This window comes from Piscinibacter lacus (assembly GCF_016735685.1).
GTDB lineage: Bacteria > Pseudomonadota > Gammaproteobacteria > Burkholderiales > Burkholderiaceae_C > Aquariibacter > Aquariibacter lacus.
On record NZ_JAERRA010000001.1, the window covers coordinates 489,078 to 506,938 of the forward strand.

Annotated in this window: 18 protein-coding genes; 14 read left to right on the top strand and 4 right to left on the bottom strand. The window is 71.1% G+C overall.

Going from position 1 to position 17,861, the window contains the following annotated elements; genetic code table 11:
* The first annotated feature begins 2 nt into the window (after positions 1-2).
* Positions 3-1,925, top strand: a complete 1,923-nt coding sequence (locus tag JI742_RS02245; protein ID WP_201823624.1) for an ATP-binding cassette domain-containing protein — start codon at positions 3-5, stop codon at positions 1,923-1,925.
* 27 nt (positions 1,926-1,952) lie between these two features.
* Here the strand turns inward: JI742_RS02245 and JI742_RS02250 are convergent, their stop codons facing one another.
* Positions 1,953-2,864, bottom strand: a complete 912-nt coding sequence (locus JI742_RS02250) for a hypothetical protein (RefSeq protein ID WP_201823627.1) — start codon at positions 2,862-2,864, stop codon at positions 1,953-1,955.
* 84 nt (positions 2,865-2,948) lie between these two features.
* On the opposite strand from JI742_RS02250, the gene JI742_RS02255 reads away from it, so the two are divergent.
* The 4 genes from JI742_RS02255 to JI742_RS02270 all read left to right on the top strand — a co-directional run bounded on the left by JI742_RS02255 (position 2,949) and on the right by JI742_RS02270 (position 7,285).
* Positions 2,949-3,593 carry a LysE family translocator gene (locus tag JI742_RS02255; RefSeq protein WP_201823629.1) on the top strand — a complete coding sequence of 215 codons (645 nt, stop codon included), beginning with the start codon at positions 2,949-2,951 and terminating at the stop codon, positions 3,591-3,593.
* A gap of 167 nt (positions 3,594-3,760) precedes the next feature.
* Complete coding sequence (locus tag JI742_RS02260) at positions 3,761-6,040, top strand: protein-disulfide reductase DsbD family protein (protein ID WP_236676744.1); 2,280 nt, start codon at positions 3,761-3,763, stop codon at positions 6,038-6,040.
* 49 nt (positions 6,041-6,089) lie between these two features.
* Positions 6,090-6,713: a redoxin domain-containing protein gene (locus tag JI742_RS02265; RefSeq protein WP_201823632.1), complete on the top strand. Its 624-nt coding sequence runs from the start codon at positions 6,090-6,092 to the stop codon at positions 6,711-6,713.
* A 50-nt stretch (positions 6,714-6,763) separates the two neighbouring features.
* Positions 6,764-7,285 carry a GNAT family N-acetyltransferase gene (locus JI742_RS02270; RefSeq protein WP_201823635.1) on the top strand — a complete coding sequence of 174 codons (522 nt, stop codon included), beginning with the start codon at positions 6,764-6,766 and terminating at the stop codon, positions 7,283-7,285.
* Here JI742_RS02270 and JI742_RS02275 read toward each other — a convergent pair.
* Positions 7,279-8,391 carry an MBL fold metallo-hydrolase gene (locus tag JI742_RS02275; protein WP_201823638.1) on the bottom strand — a complete coding sequence of 371 codons (1,113 nt, stop codon included), beginning with the start codon at positions 8,389-8,391 and terminating at the stop codon, positions 7,279-7,281. The two genes, JI742_RS02270 and JI742_RS02275, sit on opposite strands and share 7 nt — an antisense overlap.
* A 117-nt stretch (positions 8,392-8,508) precedes the next feature.
* Between JI742_RS02275 and JI742_RS02280 the strand changes: the two genes are divergently transcribed.
* From JI742_RS02280 to JI742_RS02320, 9 genes are all read left to right on the top strand, one after another.
* On the top strand, positions 8,509-9,078 hold the full coding sequence (locus JI742_RS02280) for an ATP synthase subunit I (RefSeq protein ID WP_201823641.1): 570 nt from the start codon (positions 8,509-8,511) through the stop codon (positions 9,076-9,078).
* Between the two features lie 26 nt (positions 9,079-9,104).
* Complete coding sequence (atpB, locus tag JI742_RS02285; RefSeq protein WP_201823644.1) at positions 9,105-9,974, top strand: F0F1 ATP synthase subunit A; 870 nt, start codon at positions 9,105-9,107, stop codon at positions 9,972-9,974.
* A gap of 41 nt (positions 9,975-10,015) precedes the next feature.
* Positions 10,016-10,267: a F0F1 ATP synthase subunit C gene (gene atpE, locus JI742_RS02290; RefSeq protein WP_182663203.1), complete on the top strand. Its 252-nt coding sequence runs from the start codon at positions 10,016-10,018 to the stop codon at positions 10,265-10,267.
* Between the two features lie 37 nt (positions 10,268-10,304).
* Positions 10,305-10,775, top strand: a complete 471-nt coding sequence (locus tag JI742_RS02295) for a F0F1 ATP synthase subunit B (RefSeq protein WP_201823648.1) — start codon at positions 10,305-10,307, stop codon at positions 10,773-10,775.
* Between the two features lie 2 nt (positions 10,776-10,777).
* Complete coding sequence (locus tag JI742_RS02300; RefSeq protein ID WP_201823651.1) at positions 10,778-11,311, top strand: F0F1 ATP synthase subunit delta; 534 nt, start codon at positions 10,778-10,780, stop codon at positions 11,309-11,311.
* Positions 11,312-11,399: 88 nt separating this feature from the next.
* The gene (atpA, locus tag JI742_RS02305; protein ID WP_201823654.1) at positions 11,400-12,953 is read left to right on the top strand and encodes a F0F1 ATP synthase subunit alpha; all 1,554 of its coding nucleotides are present in this window, start codon (positions 11,400-11,402) and stop codon (positions 12,951-12,953) included.
* A gap of 38 nt (positions 12,954-12,991) precedes the next feature.
* On the top strand, positions 12,992-13,870 hold the full coding sequence (gene atpG / locus JI742_RS02310) for a F0F1 ATP synthase subunit gamma (protein ID WP_201823657.1): 879 nt from the start codon (positions 12,992-12,994) through the stop codon (positions 13,868-13,870).
* Positions 13,871-13,919: 49 nt separating this feature from the next.
* Positions 13,920-15,335 (top strand): F0F1 ATP synthase subunit beta, encoded by a 1,416-nt coding sequence (gene atpD / locus JI742_RS02315; protein ID WP_201823659.1) that lies wholly within the window; start codon positions 13,920-13,922, stop codon positions 15,333-15,335.
* 116 nt (positions 15,336-15,451) lie between these two features.
* Entirely contained in the window at positions 15,452-15,868 is a 417-nt protein-coding gene (locus tag JI742_RS02320; protein WP_201823661.1) for a F0F1 ATP synthase subunit epsilon, read from the top strand.
* A 121-nt stretch (positions 15,869-15,989) separates the two neighbouring features.
* Here the strand turns inward: JI742_RS02320 and JI742_RS02325 are convergent, their stop codons facing one another.
* Both JI742_RS02325 and JI742_RS02330 read right to left on the bottom strand, forming a co-directional pair.
* A complete protein-coding gene (locus JI742_RS02325; protein ID WP_201823663.1) occupies positions 15,990-16,754 on the bottom strand; it encodes a 16S rRNA (uracil(1498)-N(3))-methyltransferase in 765 nt (254 codons plus the stop codon).
* A 17-nt stretch (positions 16,755-16,771) separates the two neighbouring features.
* Positions 16,772-17,824, bottom strand: coding sequence for an aminoglycoside phosphotransferase family protein (locus JI742_RS02330; RefSeq protein WP_201823665.1), 1,053 nt, complete (start codon positions 17,822-17,824; stop codon positions 16,772-16,774).
* Positions 17,825-17,861 lie beyond the last annotated feature (37 nt).

The window sequence follows — 17,861 nt, forward strand, 5'->3', positions numbered from 1 at the left end:
TCATGGCCCTGCTCTCGCTCACCGACGCCCAGCTCGCCTACGGCCACTGGGCCCTGCTCGACCGCGCCAGCCTCAGCCTGGAGGCGGGTGAACGGCTGGGGCTGATCGGCCGCAATGGCACCGGCAAGTCCTCGCTGCTGAAGATCCTGGCCGGGCTGGAAAAGCTCGACGACGGCCTGCTCCAGCAGCAGCAGGGCCTGCGCCGCCACTACCTGCCGCAGGAGCCGAGCTTCGCGCCCGAGGCCACCATCTTCGATGCGGTGTCCGAGGGCGTGGCCGAGGCCAAGGCCTTGCGCGAACGCTACGAGGCCCACCAGGATGGCGACGACCTCGACGCCATCCAGACCCGCATCGAGGCCCTGGACGGCTGGACCTGGGAGCAGCGCGTCGACGCCACCCTGCAGCGCCTGGCGCTGGATCCGGCGCGCCGGGTCGACAGCCTGTCGGGCGGCCTGAAGAAGCGGGTCGCGCTGGCCCAGGCCCTGGTGGCCCAGCCCGATGTGCTCTTCCTCGACGAGCCGACCAACCACCTGGACCTGGACGCCATCGTCTGGCTGCAAGAGCTGCTGGCCGAATGGCGCGGCGCGCTGATCGTGGTGACCCACGACCGCAGCTTCCTCGACGCGGTGGCCACCCGCATCATCGAGCTGGACCGCGGCATCCTGCGCAGCTACCCCGGCCGCTACAGCGCCTACGAGGCCACCAAGCAGCGCGAGCTGGAGTCCGAGGCCCTGCTCAATGCCCGCGCTGACAAGCTGCTGGCGCAGGAGGAAGTCTGGGTGCGCCAGGGCGTCGAGGCCCGCCGCACGCGCAGCGTGGCCCGCATCGGCCGGCTCGAAGGCCTGCGCGCGGCGCGCGCCGCGCGGCGCGACCAGGTCGGCCGCGTCAAGCTGGACCTGGATGCCGGCGAGCGCAGCGGCCAGCTGGTGGCCGTGCTCGAAGGCGTCAGCAAGGCCTGGCCGCGGCCCGACGGCAGCCTGCGCCAGGTGGTGAGCGGGCTGGACCTGACCGTGCTGCGCGGCGACCGCCTCGGCATCGTCGGCCCCAACGGCGCGGGCAAGACCACGCTGCTCAAGCTCATCCTCGGCAACCTGGCGCCCGACGAGGGTGTCGTCCGCACCGGCACCAAGCGCACGGTGGCCTACTTCGACCAGTTGCGCGAGGTGCTGGACCCGGAGAAGACCCTGGCCGAAACCATCAGCCCGGGCAGCGACTGGGTCGAGATCGGCAACGCGCGCAAGCATGTGATCGGCTACCTCGGCGATTTCCTCTTCCCGCCGCAGCGCGCGAATGCGCCGGTCCGCACCCTGTCGGGCGGCGAGCGCAACCGCCTGCTGCTGGCCCGGCTGTTCGCGCAGCCGGCCAATGTGCTGGTGCTCGACGAGCCGACCAACGACCTCGACATCGAGACCCTGGAGCTGCTGGAGGAGCTGCTCGCCAGCTACCCCGGCACCGTCTTCCTGGTCAGCCACGACCGGCGCTTCGTCGATGCGGTGGTGACCAGCGTGCTGGTCGCCGAAGGCGCCGAGGGCGAGGGCCGCTGGAAGGAATACGAAGGCGGCATCGAGGACTGGCTGGTCCAGTCGCGCCGCGCCGCCGCGCTGCAAGCCACCGCAGCCAAGGCCGCGCGCAGTGCGGCGCCGGTCGCGCCGGTGGCTGCCGCGGTCGCGCCGCCGCCGCCCGCCGCGGCGCCCGCCGTCGCGCGGCGCAAGCTCAGCTACAAGGAGCAGCGCGAGCTGGACGCCCTGCCCGAGCGCCTGGCCGCGCTGGAGGCCGAGCAGAAGGCGCTGGAAGCGCGGCTGGCCGATCCCGGCCTCTACGCCACCCTCGGCAGCAGCGACTACGCCGCCCTGCAGGCCCGCCATGCGGCGCTGGACGAGGAACTGCTCGCCGCGCTCGAACGCTGGGAAGCGCTGGGCGGCTGAGGCCGGCGCGGGGCGCGCGCGGCCGGCTCAGCGCTCCGGGTCGAGCAGGGCGCCGAACCAGGCGCTCCAGGTCAGGGCCACATGCGATCGGCTGACGATCAGGCCCGATTGCAGGTAGAGGCCGTTCAGCAGCCGGCGCGCCTGGGCCGGCTCCATGCCGGGCCAGCCGGCCACCGTCTCGACGCTGACCGGTTGGTCGTGCAGGCGCCGCCAGGCCTCGCGCCAGCCGCGGCTGGCTTCGGGCGGCAACTGGCTGTCGGGCGTGCAGCGGTAGAGCGCCGGGCCGGCGATGCCCGGCAGCAGCGCATCGCGCGCGCCGCGCCCGGCCAGGGCCCAGGCCAGGCGGGCCAGGGGCTGGCAGTCGGCCGCCAGGGCCAGGGGGCCGGCCTCGGGCGGCGGCTCGGGCGGGGCATCCGGCTGCGGGGGCAGGTGCAGCTCGAAGTCCACGTCCAGCGGATTCAGGGGCAGCAGGTCGGGCCCGAGCGGGCCGGTCAGCGGCAGGCTGCTGGGGCGGGCGGCGGGCGGCGGGGCGGCTTCGGCGGGGCTGCCGGGCCGGCCCGGCGGGCGCAGCACGGCCGGCTCGGCCTCGATCAGGCGCAGGCGATCGAAGGGCAGGGCCCAGAGCTGCGCGCCGCTCAGCGGCACATGGACCAGGCGCTCGCGCGGGAAGATGGTCAGCGGCAGCACATGGTCGTCCCATTCGAGCTGCAGGGTGGCGGCGCAGCCATGGCGCAGGCAGGCGGCCAGGGCTTCGAGCAGGTCGGCCGGCCGGCCGTCGTCCCCGCCTTGCACGAGGTCGGCATAGAGCGAGGGGCTCAGGCTGCGCAGCCGCGGATCGACCGGCGGGGTGCCCGTGCCGGCACCCGGGGGCAGGCCCCGGCGGTAGTCGCTGGCGCGCCACAGCTCGGGCTCGCCCATGGGCACGGTCGGTTCATCCATGGCCGCACTCTATCGGGCGGGGCGGCTCCCAGTTGTATCCGTCCCCCGCAGCCCGCCCGCCTGCGCTGCCGCGACACTCGCGCCATGCCCTTGAACGAGCTGCTGGCCCTGCTGCTGCTGGCCACGACGATGACCTTCACCCCCGGCCCCAACACCGTGCTGGTCACGGCCCTGGCTGCCCGCCACGGCCTGCGCGCCGCCCTGCCCTTCTGCCTGGCCGTGCCCAGCGGCTGGCTGCTGCTGATGGCGGCGGTGGCCAGCGGGGTGGGCGCGCTGGTGGCAGCCGAGCCGGCGCTGCGCGGCGCGCTCAAGCTGCTGGGCCTGGCCTATCTGCTCAGCCTGGCCTGGCGCCTGGCTCGGGCCGAGGCCGGCCCGGCGGCCACCCCGACGCGCGAGCAGCCGCTCGGCTACCGCGAAGGCGTGCTGCTCCAGTTTCTCAACCTCAAGGCCTGGATGTTTGCGCTCACCCTCAGCGCCGGCTGGGTGCTGCCGCGGCCGGGCGAGGAGGGCACGGCCCTGCCGCGCCTGCTGACCGTGCTGGCGGTGATGGCCTTCTACGGCTTCGGCAGCAACTTCAGCTATGCCGTGCTCGGCGCCGCCCTGCGTGGCTGGCTGGCTGGCGGGCCGGTGCCGGGGCGCCGGATGCGGCGCTTCAACCGCGTCTCGGCCCTGCTGCTGGCCCTGACGGCGCTGTGGATGCTGCGCTTCGACGGCCCCGTGCCCGGCTGAAGATCGGCCTGCGGCGTCCCGTCGCCACCGTGCGCGCCGGGTGCCGGAGGCACTTGCGGGGAACCTCGGCGCGCGATCCGTTCCAATCCCCTGCGCAGCGGCCCCGCCCTGCGTCCGTCTCCCCTCCGAACGAGCCTGCCGTGCCTGCCCTTTTCCGTCCTGATCGATTGCCCGCCGTCCTGCGTCGGGGCCTGGCTGCGGCCGCCTTGCTCGCCTCGGCCGTGGCCGCCCAGGCCGCCGGGCCGCTGGCCCAGGCCCTGGGCACGGCGCCCGCGCCCGCGGCCGCCGCGACGGCGGTGGTGGAGACCCCCCAGGTGCGCGCCGAGCTGGTCGCCCATGCGCCCGAGGGCCTGGGCCCCGGCAAGCCGATGTGGCTGGGCCTGAAGCTCCAGCATGAGCCGCACTGGCACACCTACTGGAAGAACCCCGGCGATTCCGGCCTGCCGACCCGGCTGGAATGGACGCTGCCGCCCGGCGTGCAGCTCGGCCCCATCGACTGGCCGGTGCCGCATCGCCTGCGGGTGGGCCCGCTGGTGAACTACGGCTTCGAGGGCGAGCTGCTGCTGCCCGTCGCGCTGAGCCTGCCGGCCGACTGGCGCGGCGACAGCCTCGAGGTGTCGCTGCGCGCGGACTGGCTGGTCTGCAAGGAAGAGTGCATTCCCGACGGCGGCGATTTCCGGATCCGCCTGCCCGCCCAGGGCGCGTTGGCCGCGCACCGCGCGGCTTTCGAGGCAAGCTGGGCGCAGCGGCCGCAGGCGGTGGCCGGCGCGCAGGCCGAGGCCCGCCATCAGCCGGCGCCGGCGGGTGCGGCCTCGGCGCCGGTCGACGACGGCCACGGCCCGCGGGCGGCGCCCCTGGACCCTGGCGCGCTGGCGCTGCGCATCGAGGGCCTGCCGGCCGGGCTGCAGGGGCGGCCGATCGAGCTCTACAGCGAAGTCGAGGCCCTGATCGACCATGCCGCCGAGCCGGCCCTGCGCTGGACCGGCGGGGTGCTGGAGGCCGCCTGGCCGCTCTCGCCGCAGCGCAGCAGCAGCCCGGCCAGCCTGCCGGTGGTGCTGCGCGTGCTGCCCGGCCCGGCCGGCGGCGAGGCGTTGCTGCTGCGCGTGGAGGCCGCGCTCAGCGGCCTGCCGCCGGTCGAGGCGGTCGAGCTGCCGCCCGCCCTGCAGGCCGCGCTGGCCGGCGGGGCCGCCACGCCGCCGCCGGCCGAGCCGGTCGCGCTGAGCCTGGCCCTGCTGCTGGGCGCACTGCTGGGCGGCGCCATCCTCAACCTGATGCCTTGCGTCTTCCCGGTGCTTTCGCTCAAGGCCCTGGCCCTGGCCCAGCATGGCGAGGACCGCCGTGCCCTGGTCGGCGGCGGCCTGGCCTACACGGCCGGCGTGATCCTCAGCTTCCTGCTGCTGGCCGGCGCGCTGCTGGCGCTGCGCGCGGCGGGCGAGCAGCTCGGCTGGGGCTTCCAGTTGCAGAGCCCGGCCTTCATCGCGGGCATGGCCGTCCTCTTCACCCTGATCGGCCTGAACCTGGCCGGCGTCTTCGAGATCGGCGGCTTGCTGCCGGCCGGCCTGGGCGGGCTGCGGGCCCGCCATCCGCGGGTCGACGATGCGCTCTCGGGCGTGCTGGCGGTGGCGGTGGCCTCGCCCTGCACGGCGCCCTTCATGGGCGCAGCCCTGGGCGCGGCGGTGGCGCTGCCCACGGCGCAGGCCCTGCTCGTCTTCGCCATGCTCGGCCTGGGCATGGCCCTGCCCTACCTGCTGCTGAGCGCGCTGCCCGGCCTAGCCAAGCGGCTGCCGCGTCCTGGCTTGTGGATGGTGCGCTTCAAGGTGCTGATGGCCTTCCCGATGTTCGCCACCGTGGTCTGGCTGGGCTGGGTGCTGGGCCTGCAGACGGGGGTGGAGGGCCTGGTCGGCCTGCTGGGCGTGCTGCTGGCCCTGGCCTTTGCGGCCTGGGCCTGGGCCACGCCCTGGGCGGGCGGCCTGGGTCGCACGGTCTGGCGCGGCCTGGGCCTGCTGCTGCTGGCGGCCAGCCTGGGCTGGGCCTGGCCGGGCTGGCAGGCCGGGGCCGGGCAGGGGGCGGCCCTGACGGCGGCGGCGCAACCTGCGGTGTCGGCCGACTGGCAGCCCTGGTCGGCCGAGAAGGTCGTCGCGGCCCGGGCGGCGGGCCAGCCGGTCTTCGTCGACTTCACCGCCGCCTGGTGCGTGACCTGCCAGTACAACAAGCGCACCGTGCTGGCCGATGCCGAGGTGCTGGCCGCGATGGACGGCAAGCGCGTGCTCAAGCTGCGTGCCGACTGGACGATGCGCGATGCCGCGATCACCGCCGAGCTGGGCCGCCTCGGCCGCAGCGGCGTGCCGGTCTATGTGTTTTTCCCGGGCCGCGCCGAGGCGCAGCCCCAGCTTCTGAGTGAACTGCCGAGCCGCGAGGAAGTCCTGCAAGCCGTGGCGGCGCTCTGAGCCCTGTCCCCTGTTCCGTCTCGCCGTCCCCCGACCCTGGAGAAAGCGCATGCGACGTCGTCATCTGTCCGCGGCCCTGGCCGTCCTTTCGGCTTCGGCCCTGGCCTGGAGCCTGCCCGCCCAGGCCGCGCCGGCCGCGGTCGGCCAGCCCGCCCCGGCCTTCAGCCTGAAGGACACCACCGGCCGGCTCGTGCAACTGGCCGATTTCGCCGGCAAGACCGTGGTGCTGGAATGGACCAACCCCGGCTGCCCCTTCGTCCGCAAGCACTACAGCAGCGGCAACCTGCCGGCCCAGCAGAAGGCGGCCGGGTCGGCGGGCGTGGTCTGGCTGACGGTGAACTCCACCTCGCCCCGCCATGGCGATTACCTGGCCCCGGCGGCCCTGGGCGACTGGATGAAGGCGCAGGGCGCGGCGCCCGCCGCCACCCTGCTCGACCCGGACGGCGTGGTCGGCCGCGCCTACGGCGCCAAGACCACGCCGCAGATGGTCGTCATCCAGCCCCAGGGCCGGCTGGCCTATGTCGGCGCGGTCGACAGCATTGCCAGCGCCAAGCCCGAGGACATCGCCCGGGCCACCCAGCATGTGCCGGCAGTGCTGGCCCAGCTTGCCGAAGGCCGGCCGGCCAGCCCGGCGGTGACCGTGCCCTACGGCTGCTCGGTCAAGTACGACTGAGCAGGCGCCGGCCGCAGCGCGGCGGGCGGGCCGGCTAAAGTCGCGCCACGATGGCGACACCCGAGGTCCAGTTGCTGAGCCCCCGCTCGCCGGCCGAGCTGGACGCGGCGCGCCTGCTGTTCCGCGAGTATGCGCAGGCCCTGGGTGTGGACCTGGCCTTCCAGGGTTTTGAGGCCGAGCTGGCCGGCCTGCCCGGCGACTATGTCGAGCCCGGCGGCCTGCTGCTGCTGGCCTGGTGCGGGGGCGAGCTGGCCGGCTGCGGCGCCTTCCGCCCGCGGCCCGATGCCGATGCGCCCAATGCCTGCGAGATGAAGCGGCTCTACGTCCGACCGGCCTTCCGCCGCTTCGGCCTGGGCCGGCGGCTGGCGCAGGCCCTGATCGACGGGGCGATGCAGGCCGGCTACTCGGCCCTGCTGCTCGACACCCTGGACGACATGGAAGCCGCCCGCGGCCTTTATGCCTCGCTGGGTTTTGTCGAGGTGCCGCCCTTCTACTTCAACCCCCTGCCCGGCGCGCACTACCTGCGCGTCGACCTGCGGCCGGGGGCCGAGGGCGCGCGCGCCGCCTATTGAGCTGGGGGGCGGCGCGGCAGCCTGAGCGTCTCGCCGATCGCCAGGGTGCGGAAGGCCTCGTCGGCCAGCCCGCGGGCGCGGCGTGCAAGGGCCAGGTCGCGCGGCGGCTGGTCGAGCGGCTCGAAGCTCATCTCGAAGCTGCCCCAGTGCACGCCCACCGACTGGCGCGCGCCCAGGTCGAGGTGGATCTGTACCGCTTCCTCCGGGTTGACATGCTGCGCGCGCATGAACCAGCGCGGCTCGTAGGCGCCGATGGGGATCAGTGCCAGGTCGAAGCCGCCGCCGCGGGCCGGCGTCTGGCGCTCGGCATAGCGGGCGCGAATGGCGCGGAAGTCGTCCGAATAGCCGGTGTCGCCGGTGTAGAGCAGGTGCAGCTCGGGCGCGAAGAGCGCGAAGCCGCCCCACAGCGTGCGGTTGCGGTCGCTCAGGCCGCGCCGCGACCAGTGCTGCGCCGGCGTCAGCGCCACCGCCACCGGGCCGGCGGCGCCGGGCAGGTCGGTCTCCTGCCACCAGTCCAGCTCGATGCTGTGCTCGGCGCCCGGCAGGGCCGCGTCGACGAGCAGCCGGCTGACGCCGAGCGGCACGATCCAGCGCGGCGGCCCGCCCGGCTGGCGTGCCAGGGCCTGCAGGCTGGGCAGGTCGAGGTGGTCGTAGTGGTTGTGCGAGATCAGCACGGCATCGATGCGCGGCAGCGTGGCCGGCGTCAGCGCCGGGGCTTGCGCGCGCTTCGGGCCGATCCAGCTCAGCGGCGAGGCCCGCTCGCTGAACATGGGGTCGAGCAACAGGTTCAGTCCGGCCACCTGCACCAGCATGCTGGCGTGGCCGATCCAGGTGACCGCGGATTGCATGGCCGCGCCGGCCCGGGCGTTGTGCTGAAGAAACACCAAGTCAGGGGGCTGCTGCGGCACCGGGGCCTGCGGCGGCGGCGGCAATTGCGTGCGCCAGGCCTGCCAGCGCCACTTGAGCAGGGTCAGGAGGCCCTTGTCTTCGATGGCCTCGCCCCGGTTGCGGAAGCCCTCCGGCCCATGGTGGGGCGGTCGCTGCACGCCCTCGGAGCCGCCCGGCAGCGGGCCGTGGGCGCAGCCGACGAAAAGCAGCAAGAGCATTGCAAGCGCGAGGGCGGCCGGGCGGAGCCCTCGCCGTTCCGGGTCTTTGGCGGCGGGGGGCTGGTCAATCGTGAGGGTAATCACGTACACTCGATGGGTTTGCCGGAGACGACCCCGATGAGCGACGCCAGCGTGGACCTTTCAGACCGCGCGGCGCCTGTGAAGCCGGGGTCGGAGACGACATCGACCGAAGGAGCACGAACGATGCTTGAGCGTCATCGTGCCACGTGGTCGGCCGACGAGACGGCAGACAACGGGCTTGTTGACGAGCCCCCGGGGACTCCCTGGACCCGCGCCCAGGCCGAGGCCTGGCGCGCAGCGCAGCCCTCGACCGGGTCGCCGCTTCGCCTTGTGGCGATGCAGGCCCTGGCCGGCGGCCTGTGTGCTGCGGTCTGGGCTGGGTGGACCGGGCGGTTCTCGGCGTTTGAGGCGGCGTGCATCGGCATGGCCATCGTGGTGCTTCCGGCGCTGCTGATGGCCCTCGGTCTGCGGCGGCTCGAAGGCTCCCCGGCGCCATGGCGGTTGATGGGCTTCTTCGTGCTCGAAGGGGTCAAGGTCGCAGCCATGCTGATCGGTCTGGCGCTGGTCGCCTGGCTGCATCCGGGGGTCGAGTGGGTGGCGCTGGTCGCCACCCTGGTGGTGAGCCTGAAGGCTGGTTGGGTGGCCCTGCTGCGGCGGGGTCGATGAACGGACGATCGAGAGAGACGCAAGACATGGCAAGCGAAGGAAACGGCCCGACCGCCGGCGAGTACATCGTTCACCACCTCCAGCACCTGCAGAAGAACTTCGACTTCGAGAGCGTCAAGCAGACCTCGATCGTCGACTTCAGCGTGTTCAACCTGGATTCGGTCTTCTTTTCGGTGCTGCTCGGCCTGATCGGCTGCACCGTGCTGTGGCGCGCGGCCCGCCGCGCGACCTCGGGCGTGCCCGGTCGCTTCCAGGCCTTCGTCGAGATCCTCTACGAGATGGTCGAGAACCAGGCCAAGGGCGTCATCCACAACGCCACCAGCCGCAAGCTGGTCTCGCCGCTGGCCCTGACCGTGTTCGTCTGGATCTTCCTGATGAACTTCATGGACATGCTGCCCGTCGACCTGCTGCCGGCCATCTGGCACGAAGCCGGTCCGGCCCTGGGCTTCAAGGACTACCTGCGGGTCGTGCCGACCGCCGACCTCTCGACCACCCTAGGTCTGTCGGTCAGCGTGCTCGTGGTCTGCCTGGTCTACAACATCAAGATCAAGGGCCTCGGCGGCTGGGCCCATGAGCTGGTCGCGGCGCCCTTCGGCGACAAGGTCGTGCTCTACCCGGTGAACTTCCTCATGCAGATGATCGAGTTCCTGGCCAAGACCGTTTCGCACGGCATGCGGCTGTTCGGCAACATGTTCGCCGGCGAACTCGTGTTCATGCTGATCGCGCTGATGGGTGGTGCGTTCACGCTCTCGCTTACCGGTTTCGGGCTGGCCTTCGGCCATCTCGTCGCGGGTACTGTGTGGACCTTGTTCCACATTCTTGTGATCACGCTGCAGGCATTCATCTTCATGATGCTGACGCTGATCTATGTCGGTCAGGCGCACGACGCTCACTGATCTCTTTCCCTTTCCCTCACCAAAACTCACTAGGAGTCATCATGGAAAACATCCTCGGCCTCGTCGCGCTGGCTTGCGGTCTGATCGTCGGTCTGGGCGCCATCGGCGCGTCGATCGGCATTGCCCTGATGGGTGGCAAGTTCCTCGAAGCCTCGGCCCGCCAGCCGGAGCTGATCAACGAGCTCCAGACCAAGATGTTCATCCTGGCCGGCCTGATCGACGCGGCCTTCCTGATCGGCGTCGCCATCGCCCTGCTCTTCGCCTTCGCGAACCCCTTCCAACTGGCCGCCTGATCGCTGACGAGCCTTTCACGAACGAAAGGATCGAGTCGTGAATATCAATGCCACCCTGATCCTGCAAGCGATCGTCTTCGCGATCCTTGTCTGGTTCACGATGCGCTACATCTGGCCGCCGCTTGCGAAGGCCCTGGATGAGCGCGCGCAGAAGATCGCCGACGGCCTCGCCGCTGCCGACCGCGCCAAGTCCGAGCTCGCCACCGCCAACAAGCGCGTGGAAGAGCAACTGGTCGCGACCCGCGAGGAAACGACCAAGCGCATCGCCGACGCCGACAAGCGCGCCCTGGCGATCGTCGAGGACGCCAAGCGTCGCGCGGTCGAGGAAGCCGCCAAGATCGTCGCCGACGCCAAGGCCGAAGCCGATCAGCAAGTCGTCCGTGCCCGCGAGGCCCTGCGCGAGCAGGTCGCCGTGCTGGCCGTCAAGGGCGCCGAGCAGATCCTGCGCCGCGAAGTCAATGCCGGCGTCCATGCCGAGCTGTTGGCCCGCCTGAAGACGGAGCTCTGACCATGGCCGAGCTTGCCACCCTCGCCCGGCCCTATGCCGACGCGCTGTTCCAGGTCGCCCGCCAGGGCGACGTGGCGGCCTGGGGCCGACAGATCGATGCGCTGGCCGCGGTTGCGGTCGACGCCGGTCTGCGGGCCTTCGCCGACAACCCCAAGGTGACCGTGTCGCAGGTCGAAGAGGTGTTGCTGGCTGCCAGCGGACAGGGCGTCGAGGACGGCGTGCGCAACTTCCTGCGCGTGCTGCTCGACAACGGCCGCCTGGCCGCCCTGCCCGAGGTCGCGGCGCAGTTCCGAGCCCTGGTCAATGCGTCCAGTGGCGCGGCTGATGCCGTGGTCCACAGCGCGTTCGCCCTCGACGATGCGCAACTGTCGGATCTGGCCGAGACGCTCGAAAAGCGTTTCGGCCGCAAGCTCAACGCGTCCGTGGTCCTGGACTCGGAGCTGATCGGCGGCGTTCGCGTCGTCGTCGGCGACCAGGTACTCGACACCTCGGTGCGCGCCCGCCTCGAACGCATGAAGGTCGAGCTCACCGCCTGAGGCGGCGAGCGCGACGGCACCGAATCACCCCTGGACAGCGCCGCACAGCCCAGGCCGACGAGCCGCTGGACCCGACTGGGAGCACACGATGCAACTCAATCCCGCTGAAATTTCCGAACTGATCAAGAGCCGCATCGAGGGCCTCGGCGCCTCCGCGGACGTGCGCAACCAGGGCACCGTGCTGTCGGTCACCGACGGCATCGTTCGTGTCCACGGTCTGTCCGACGCGATGGCCGGCGAAATGCTGGAGTTCCCCGCGACCAAGGACGGCCAGCCGACCTACGGTCTCGCGCTGAACCTCGAGCGCGACTCCGTCGGCGCCGTGATCCTGGGCGAGTACGAGCACATCTCGGAAGGCGACACGGTCAAGTGCACCGGCCGCATCCTGGAAGTGCCCGTCGGCCCCGAGCTGATCGGTCGCGTCGTGAACGCGCTCGGCCAGCCGATCGACGGCAAGGGCCCGATCAACGCCAAGATGACCGACGTCATCGAGAAGGTCGCCCCGGGCGTGATCGCGCGGAAGTCGGTGGACCAGCCGGTTCAGACCGGCCTGAAGTCGATCGACTCGATGGTGCCCGTGGGCCGTGGCCAGCGCGAGCTGATCATCGGCGACCGCCAGACCGGCAAGACCGCGGTGGCGATCGACACGATCATCAACCAGAAGGGTCAGAACATGACCTGCGTCTACGTCGCGATCGGGCAGAAGGCCAGCTCGATCAAGAACGTGGTGCGCTCGCTGGAGCAAGCCGGCGCGATGGAATACACCATCGTGGTGGCCGCCAGCGCCTCGGAATCGGCGGCGATGCAGTACGTATCGGCCTACTCGGGCTGCACGATGGGCGAGTACTTCCGCGACCGCGGCCAGGACGCGCTGATCATCTATGACGACCTGTCCAAGCAGGCCGTGGCCTACCGCCAGGTTTCGCTGCTGCTGCGCCGCCCGCCGGGCCGCGAAGCCTATCCCGGCGACGTGTTCTATCTCCACAGCCGCCTGCTGGAGCGTGCCGCGCGCGTGAACGCCGACTACGTCGAAGCCTTCACCCAGGGCGAGGTCAAGGGCAAGACGGGTTCGCTGACCGCGCTGCCGATCATCGAGACGCAGGCCGGCGACGTGTCCGCCTTCGTGCCGACCAACGTGATCTCGATCACCGACGGCCAGATCTTCCTGGAGACCAGCCTGTTCAACGCCGGCATCCGTCCCGCGATCAACGCCGGTATCTCGGTGTCGCGGGTGGGCGGTGCGGCGCAGACCAAGCTGATCAAGGGCCTGTCGGGCGGCATCCGGACCGACCTGGCGCAGTACCGTGAACTGGCCGCCTTCGCGCAGTTCGCCTCGGACCTGGATGCCTCGACCAAGAAGCAGCTCGACCGCGGTGCCCGCGTGACCGAGCTGCTCAAGCAGGCCCAGTACCAGCCGCTGTCCATCAGCATGATGGCCGCGACGCTGTACGCCGCCAACAAGGGCTACCTCGACGACATCGCCGTCAAGCAGGTGCTGGCTTTCGAATCGGGTCTGCATCAGCACCTGAAGACCAGCCATGCCGCCCTGGTGGCCAAGCTCGAAGCCGACAAGGCGCTCGACAAGGATGCCGAGGCCGAGCTCAAGGGCGCGATCGAAGCCTTCAAGAAGAGCTTCGCCTGATCCCCGTCTGACGACCCCCGAGAGAAAGGAGCTCCGTCATGGCGGCCGGCAAGGAAATTCGCGGCAAGATCAAGAGCGTCGAGAACACCAAGAAGATCACCAAGGCCATGGAGATGGTCGCGGCTTCGAAGATGCGCAAGGCCCAGGACCGCATGCGTGCGGCCCGGCCTTACGCGGACAAGATCCGCAACATCACGGCCAATCTCGCCAAGGCCAATCCGGAGTACACCCACCCCTTCATCGTGAGCAACGACGAAGCCGCCGCCAAGGCCGGCTTCGTGGTGGTGACGACGGACAAGGGTCTCTGCGGCGGTCTCAACACCAACCTGCTGCGCGCGGTCACGGCCAAGCTGCGCGAGCTGGACAGCCAGGGCGTGGCCTCGGAATCGGTGGCCATCGGCAACAAGGGCCTGGGCTTTCTGAACCGCATCGGCGCCAAGGTCGTGGCCCAGGCCACCGGCCTGGGTGACACCCCGCACCTCGATCGCCTCATCGGTCCGGTCAAGGTGCTGCTGGATGCCTATGCCGAAGGCAAGCTCAAGGCGGTCTACCTCTGCTACACCCGCTTCATCAACACGATGAAGCAGGAGTCGGTAGTGGAGCAGCTCCTGCCCCTGGCGGCCGACAAGCTGCAGGCCGACAGCGGCAGCCACAGCTGGGACTACATCTACGAGCCCGACGCGAAGTCGGTCATCGACGACCTGCTGCTGCGCTACATCGAGGCGCTGGTCTACCAGGCGGTTGCCGAGAACATGGCGTCCGAGCAATCGGCGCGCATGGTGGCCATGAAGGCCGCGACCGACAACGCCGGCACGGTGATCAACGACCTGAAGCTGGTCTACAACAAGACCCGCCAGGCCGGCATCACCAAGGAACTCTCCGAGATCGTCAGCGGCGCAGCCGCCATCAGCGGCTGACGCCGCGCCCTGCTCGCAGCAGCAAAGAACCTGATTGAAGGAACGCAAGATGTCGAACACTCAAGCCGCGGTCGGCAAGATCGTCCAGTGCATCGGCGCGGTCGTGGACGTGGAGTTTCCGCGCGACCGCATGCCCAAGGTCTACGACGCGCTGAAGATGGAGGGCTCGGCCCTCACGCTGGAAGTCCAGCAGCAGCTCGGCGACGGCGTGGTCCGCACCATCGCCCTGGGTTCGTCCGACGGCCTGCGCCGCGGCCTGACCGTGACCAACACCGGCGCGGCCATCACCGTGCCGGTCGGCCCGGCCACCCTGGGCCGCATCATGGACGTGCTGGGCTCTCCCATCGACGAGCGCGGCCCGGTCGACCAGACCCACACCGCCTCGATCCACCGCAAGGCCCCCAGCTACGACGAGCTCTCGCCGTCGCAGGAGCTGCTGGAAACCGGCATCAAGGTGATCGACCTGATCTGCCCCTTCGCCAAGGGCGGCAAGGTGGGTCTGTTCGGCGGCGCCGGCGTCGGCAAGACCGTGAACATGATGGAGCTCATCAACAACATCGCCAAGGCGCACAGCGGCCTGTCGGTGTTCGCGGGGGTGGGCGAGCGGACCCGCGAGGGCAACGACTTCTATCACGAGATGGCCGATTCGGGCGTCGTCAACCTGGAGAACCTGGCCGAGTCCAAGGTGTCCATGGTCTACGGCCAGATGAACGAGCCGCCGGGCAACCGCCTGCGCGTCGCGCTGACCGGCCTGACCATTGCCGAGTCCTTCCGCGACGAAGGCCGGGACGTGCTGTTCTTCGTGGACAACATCTACCGCTACACCCTGGCCGGTACCGAAGTGTCCGCGCTGCTGGGCCGCATGCCCTCCGCCGTGGGCTACCAGCCGACGCTGGCCGAGGAAATGGGCCGCCTGCAAGAGCGGATCACGTCGACCAAGGTCGGCTCGATCACCTCGATCCAGGCCGTCTACGTGCCTGCGGACGACCTGACCGACCCCTCGCCGGCCACGACCTTCGCCCACCTGGACGCCACCGTCGTGCTGTCGCGTGACATTGCCTCCCTGGGCATCTACCCGGCGGTCGACCCGCTCGACTCGACCTCGCGCCAGATCGACCCGAACGTGATCGGCGAAGAGCACTACTCGACCACCCGCGCCGTCCAGGGCATCCTGCAGCGCTACAAGGAGCTGCGCGACATCATCGCCATCCTGGGCATGGACGAGCTGGCGCCGGAAGACAAGCTGACCGTGGCCCGCGCCCGGAAGATCCAGCGCTTCCTGTCGCAGCCCTTCCACGTGGCCGAAGTCTTCACCGGCTCGCCGGGCAAGTACGTGCCGCTGAAGGAAACCATCCGCGGCTTCAAGATGATCGTGGCCGGCGAATGCGATTCGCTGCCAGAGCAGGCCTTCTACATGGTCGGCACCATCGACGAAGCCTTCGAGAAGGCCAAGAAGCTTCAGTAAGACCTGCTGCGGCTCGGTCTGGCCGCAGCGCCCGCTGCCTTCGGGCGGCACGGCGCAGCGGCTGGGCCAGTCCCCGGTCCTGCTGACTGCTTCCCACCCTGACACCAAGGTTCCCCATGGCCACCATCCACGTTGACGTCGTCTCGGCCGAAGCCCTGATCTTCTCGGGCGAAGCCAAGTTCGTCGCGCTGCCCGGCGAAAGCGGCGAGCTGGGCATCCTGCCCAAGCACACCCCCCTAATCAGCCGCATCAAGCCCGGTGCCGTGCGCATCGAGCGGGCCGACAACGGCGAAGAGGAGTTCGTCTTCGTCGCGGGCGGCATCCTCGAAGTGCAGCCGGACCGCGTGACCGTGCTGGCCGACACCGCCATCCGCGGCCACGACCTCGACGAGGCCAAGGCCACCGAGGCCAAGCAGAAGGCCGAGGAAGCGATGAAGAACGCCAAGAGCGACATCGACTTCGCCAAGGCCCAGGGCGAATTCGCCGCGATGGCCGCCCAGATCGCTGCGCTGCGCAAGTTCCGCCGCAAGTAAATCGCGCCGGGCCCGCGTCGCCGGGTTCCGCCAGACGCCCTCGCCACCCTTGGGTGCCGGGGGCGTTTTCACGTCCGGGCCAAGGTGGGTCTTGTCGTGGGCCCTGCCGCCGCGCGACGACTCAGCCCTGGGCGGCGACGGCTGCCAGCACCATCAGCGGCGCGGTCTCCGCGCGCAGCACGCGGGGCCCCAGGCTCAGCGGCTGCCAGCCCGCGGCCAGGGCCTCGGCCTCTTCCTCGGGGCTCAGGCCGCCCTCGGGCCCGCTGAGCAGGCGCAGGCCCTGGCCCGGCGCCAGGGCCGCCAGGGCGGCGGGCAGGGCCAGGGCCTCGGGCCGGAAGCTCAGCAGGTAGCGAGCCGCGGCGGGGTCGGCTTCAACCGGGCTGCGCAGTCCGTCGCGGAAGCTGCGCACGGGATGAAGCTGGCAGACCCGCGCCCGGCCGCATTGCTCGGAGGCCGCCACCGCAATGCCCTGCCAGTGCGCCAGCCGCTTCTCGGCCCGCTCGCCCTGCACGCGCAGCACCGAGCGGGCGCAGATCAGCGGCTCGATCGCGGTCGCGCCCAACTCACCGGCTTTCTCGACCAGCCAGTCCATGCGCTCGTTGGCCGGCATGCCAAGGGCCAGGCTCACCGGCCGAGACAGCTCGCGGTCCACCGGCTCCGCGGTGTCGACCCGTACCTGCACGCTGCTGCGGCCCATGTGCAGGATCTCGGCCGACCAGTCCAGGCCGCCGGGCTGGCCGGGATGCGCGCGGCCGTCGAAGAGCCGCAGCCGCTCGCCCGGCTGCAAGCGCAGCACCTGCACATGGCGGGCGCTGCCCGGCGGCAGCTCGAACACATCGCCCGCGCGCAGCGGGCGATCGACATGGCAACGCGGCGCAGCGGCCATGGCCGTCGGCGCCCGCTTCAGAAGGTGGCGGCGTCGAGCCGCTGCACGCCGGCCAAGCGCTCCAGCAAATGAGCCAGCGGCCCCAGGCCCTGGTAGCGCGCAGCAACCTTGTGGGCGTACTGCCAGACGCGCGGCAGGTCGGCCAGGTAGGCATCCTTGCCGTCGCGGTGGTGCAGGCGCGCGAAGATGCCGAGCACCTTGAGGTGGCGCTGCAGGCCCATCCACTCGAAATCGCGCCAGAAGGCGCCGAAGTCGGCATCGACCGGCAGGCCGGCCTTGCGGGCCTGCTCCCACCAGCGGATCGCCCAGTCGAGCTGCACTTCCTCGTCCCACTGCACATAGGCATCGCGCAGCAGGGAGACGAGGTCGTAGCTGATCGGGCCCCAGACGGCGTCCTGGAAGTCCAGCACGCCCAGCGGGGCGGAGGCGTCCGCGCGGTCGACCATCAGGTTGCGGCTGTGGAAGTCGCGATGAACCAGCACGGCGGGCTGGCCCGCGCAGACGTCCAGAATGCGGGCGAGACAGACGTCGAGCTGCTCGGCCTCCTTGGCGTCCAGGCTCAGGCCGCACTGGCGTTCCACATACCAGGGCTTGAACAGGTCCAGCTCGCGCTGGAGCAAGGCGCGGTCGTAGGCCGGCACCCGGCCCTCGGCGGGGATGCGCTGCAATTGCAGCAGCGCGCCCATCGCCTGGCGGTAGAGGGGCGCAGCGGCTGCGGTGTCCAGGCCGTCCAGGGCCTGCAGCAGGGTGCGGTCGCCCAGGTCCTCCAGCAGCATGAAGCCCTGGGTCTCGTCCCAGTCCAGCACCGCCGGCGCGCGCACGCCGCCTTCACGCAGCAGCGCGGCCAGGGCGACGAAGGGCTTGCAGTCCTCCTGCGCCGGCGGCGCGTCCATCACGATGCGGCTGCCCTGGGCGCTGTCGATGCGGAAGTAGCGGCGGAAGCTGGCATCGGCACTGGCCGGGCGCAGGCTGTCGGCTTGCAGGCCTTGTGGGCCGGCGAGCTGCTGCAGCCAGTCGGCGAAGCGGGCCTGGCGCTGGGCATCGGTCCAGGCGATCGGGGGATGGGACATGGTGCAGGGGAGGGCGGCAAGGAAAGGGCGGGCCCGC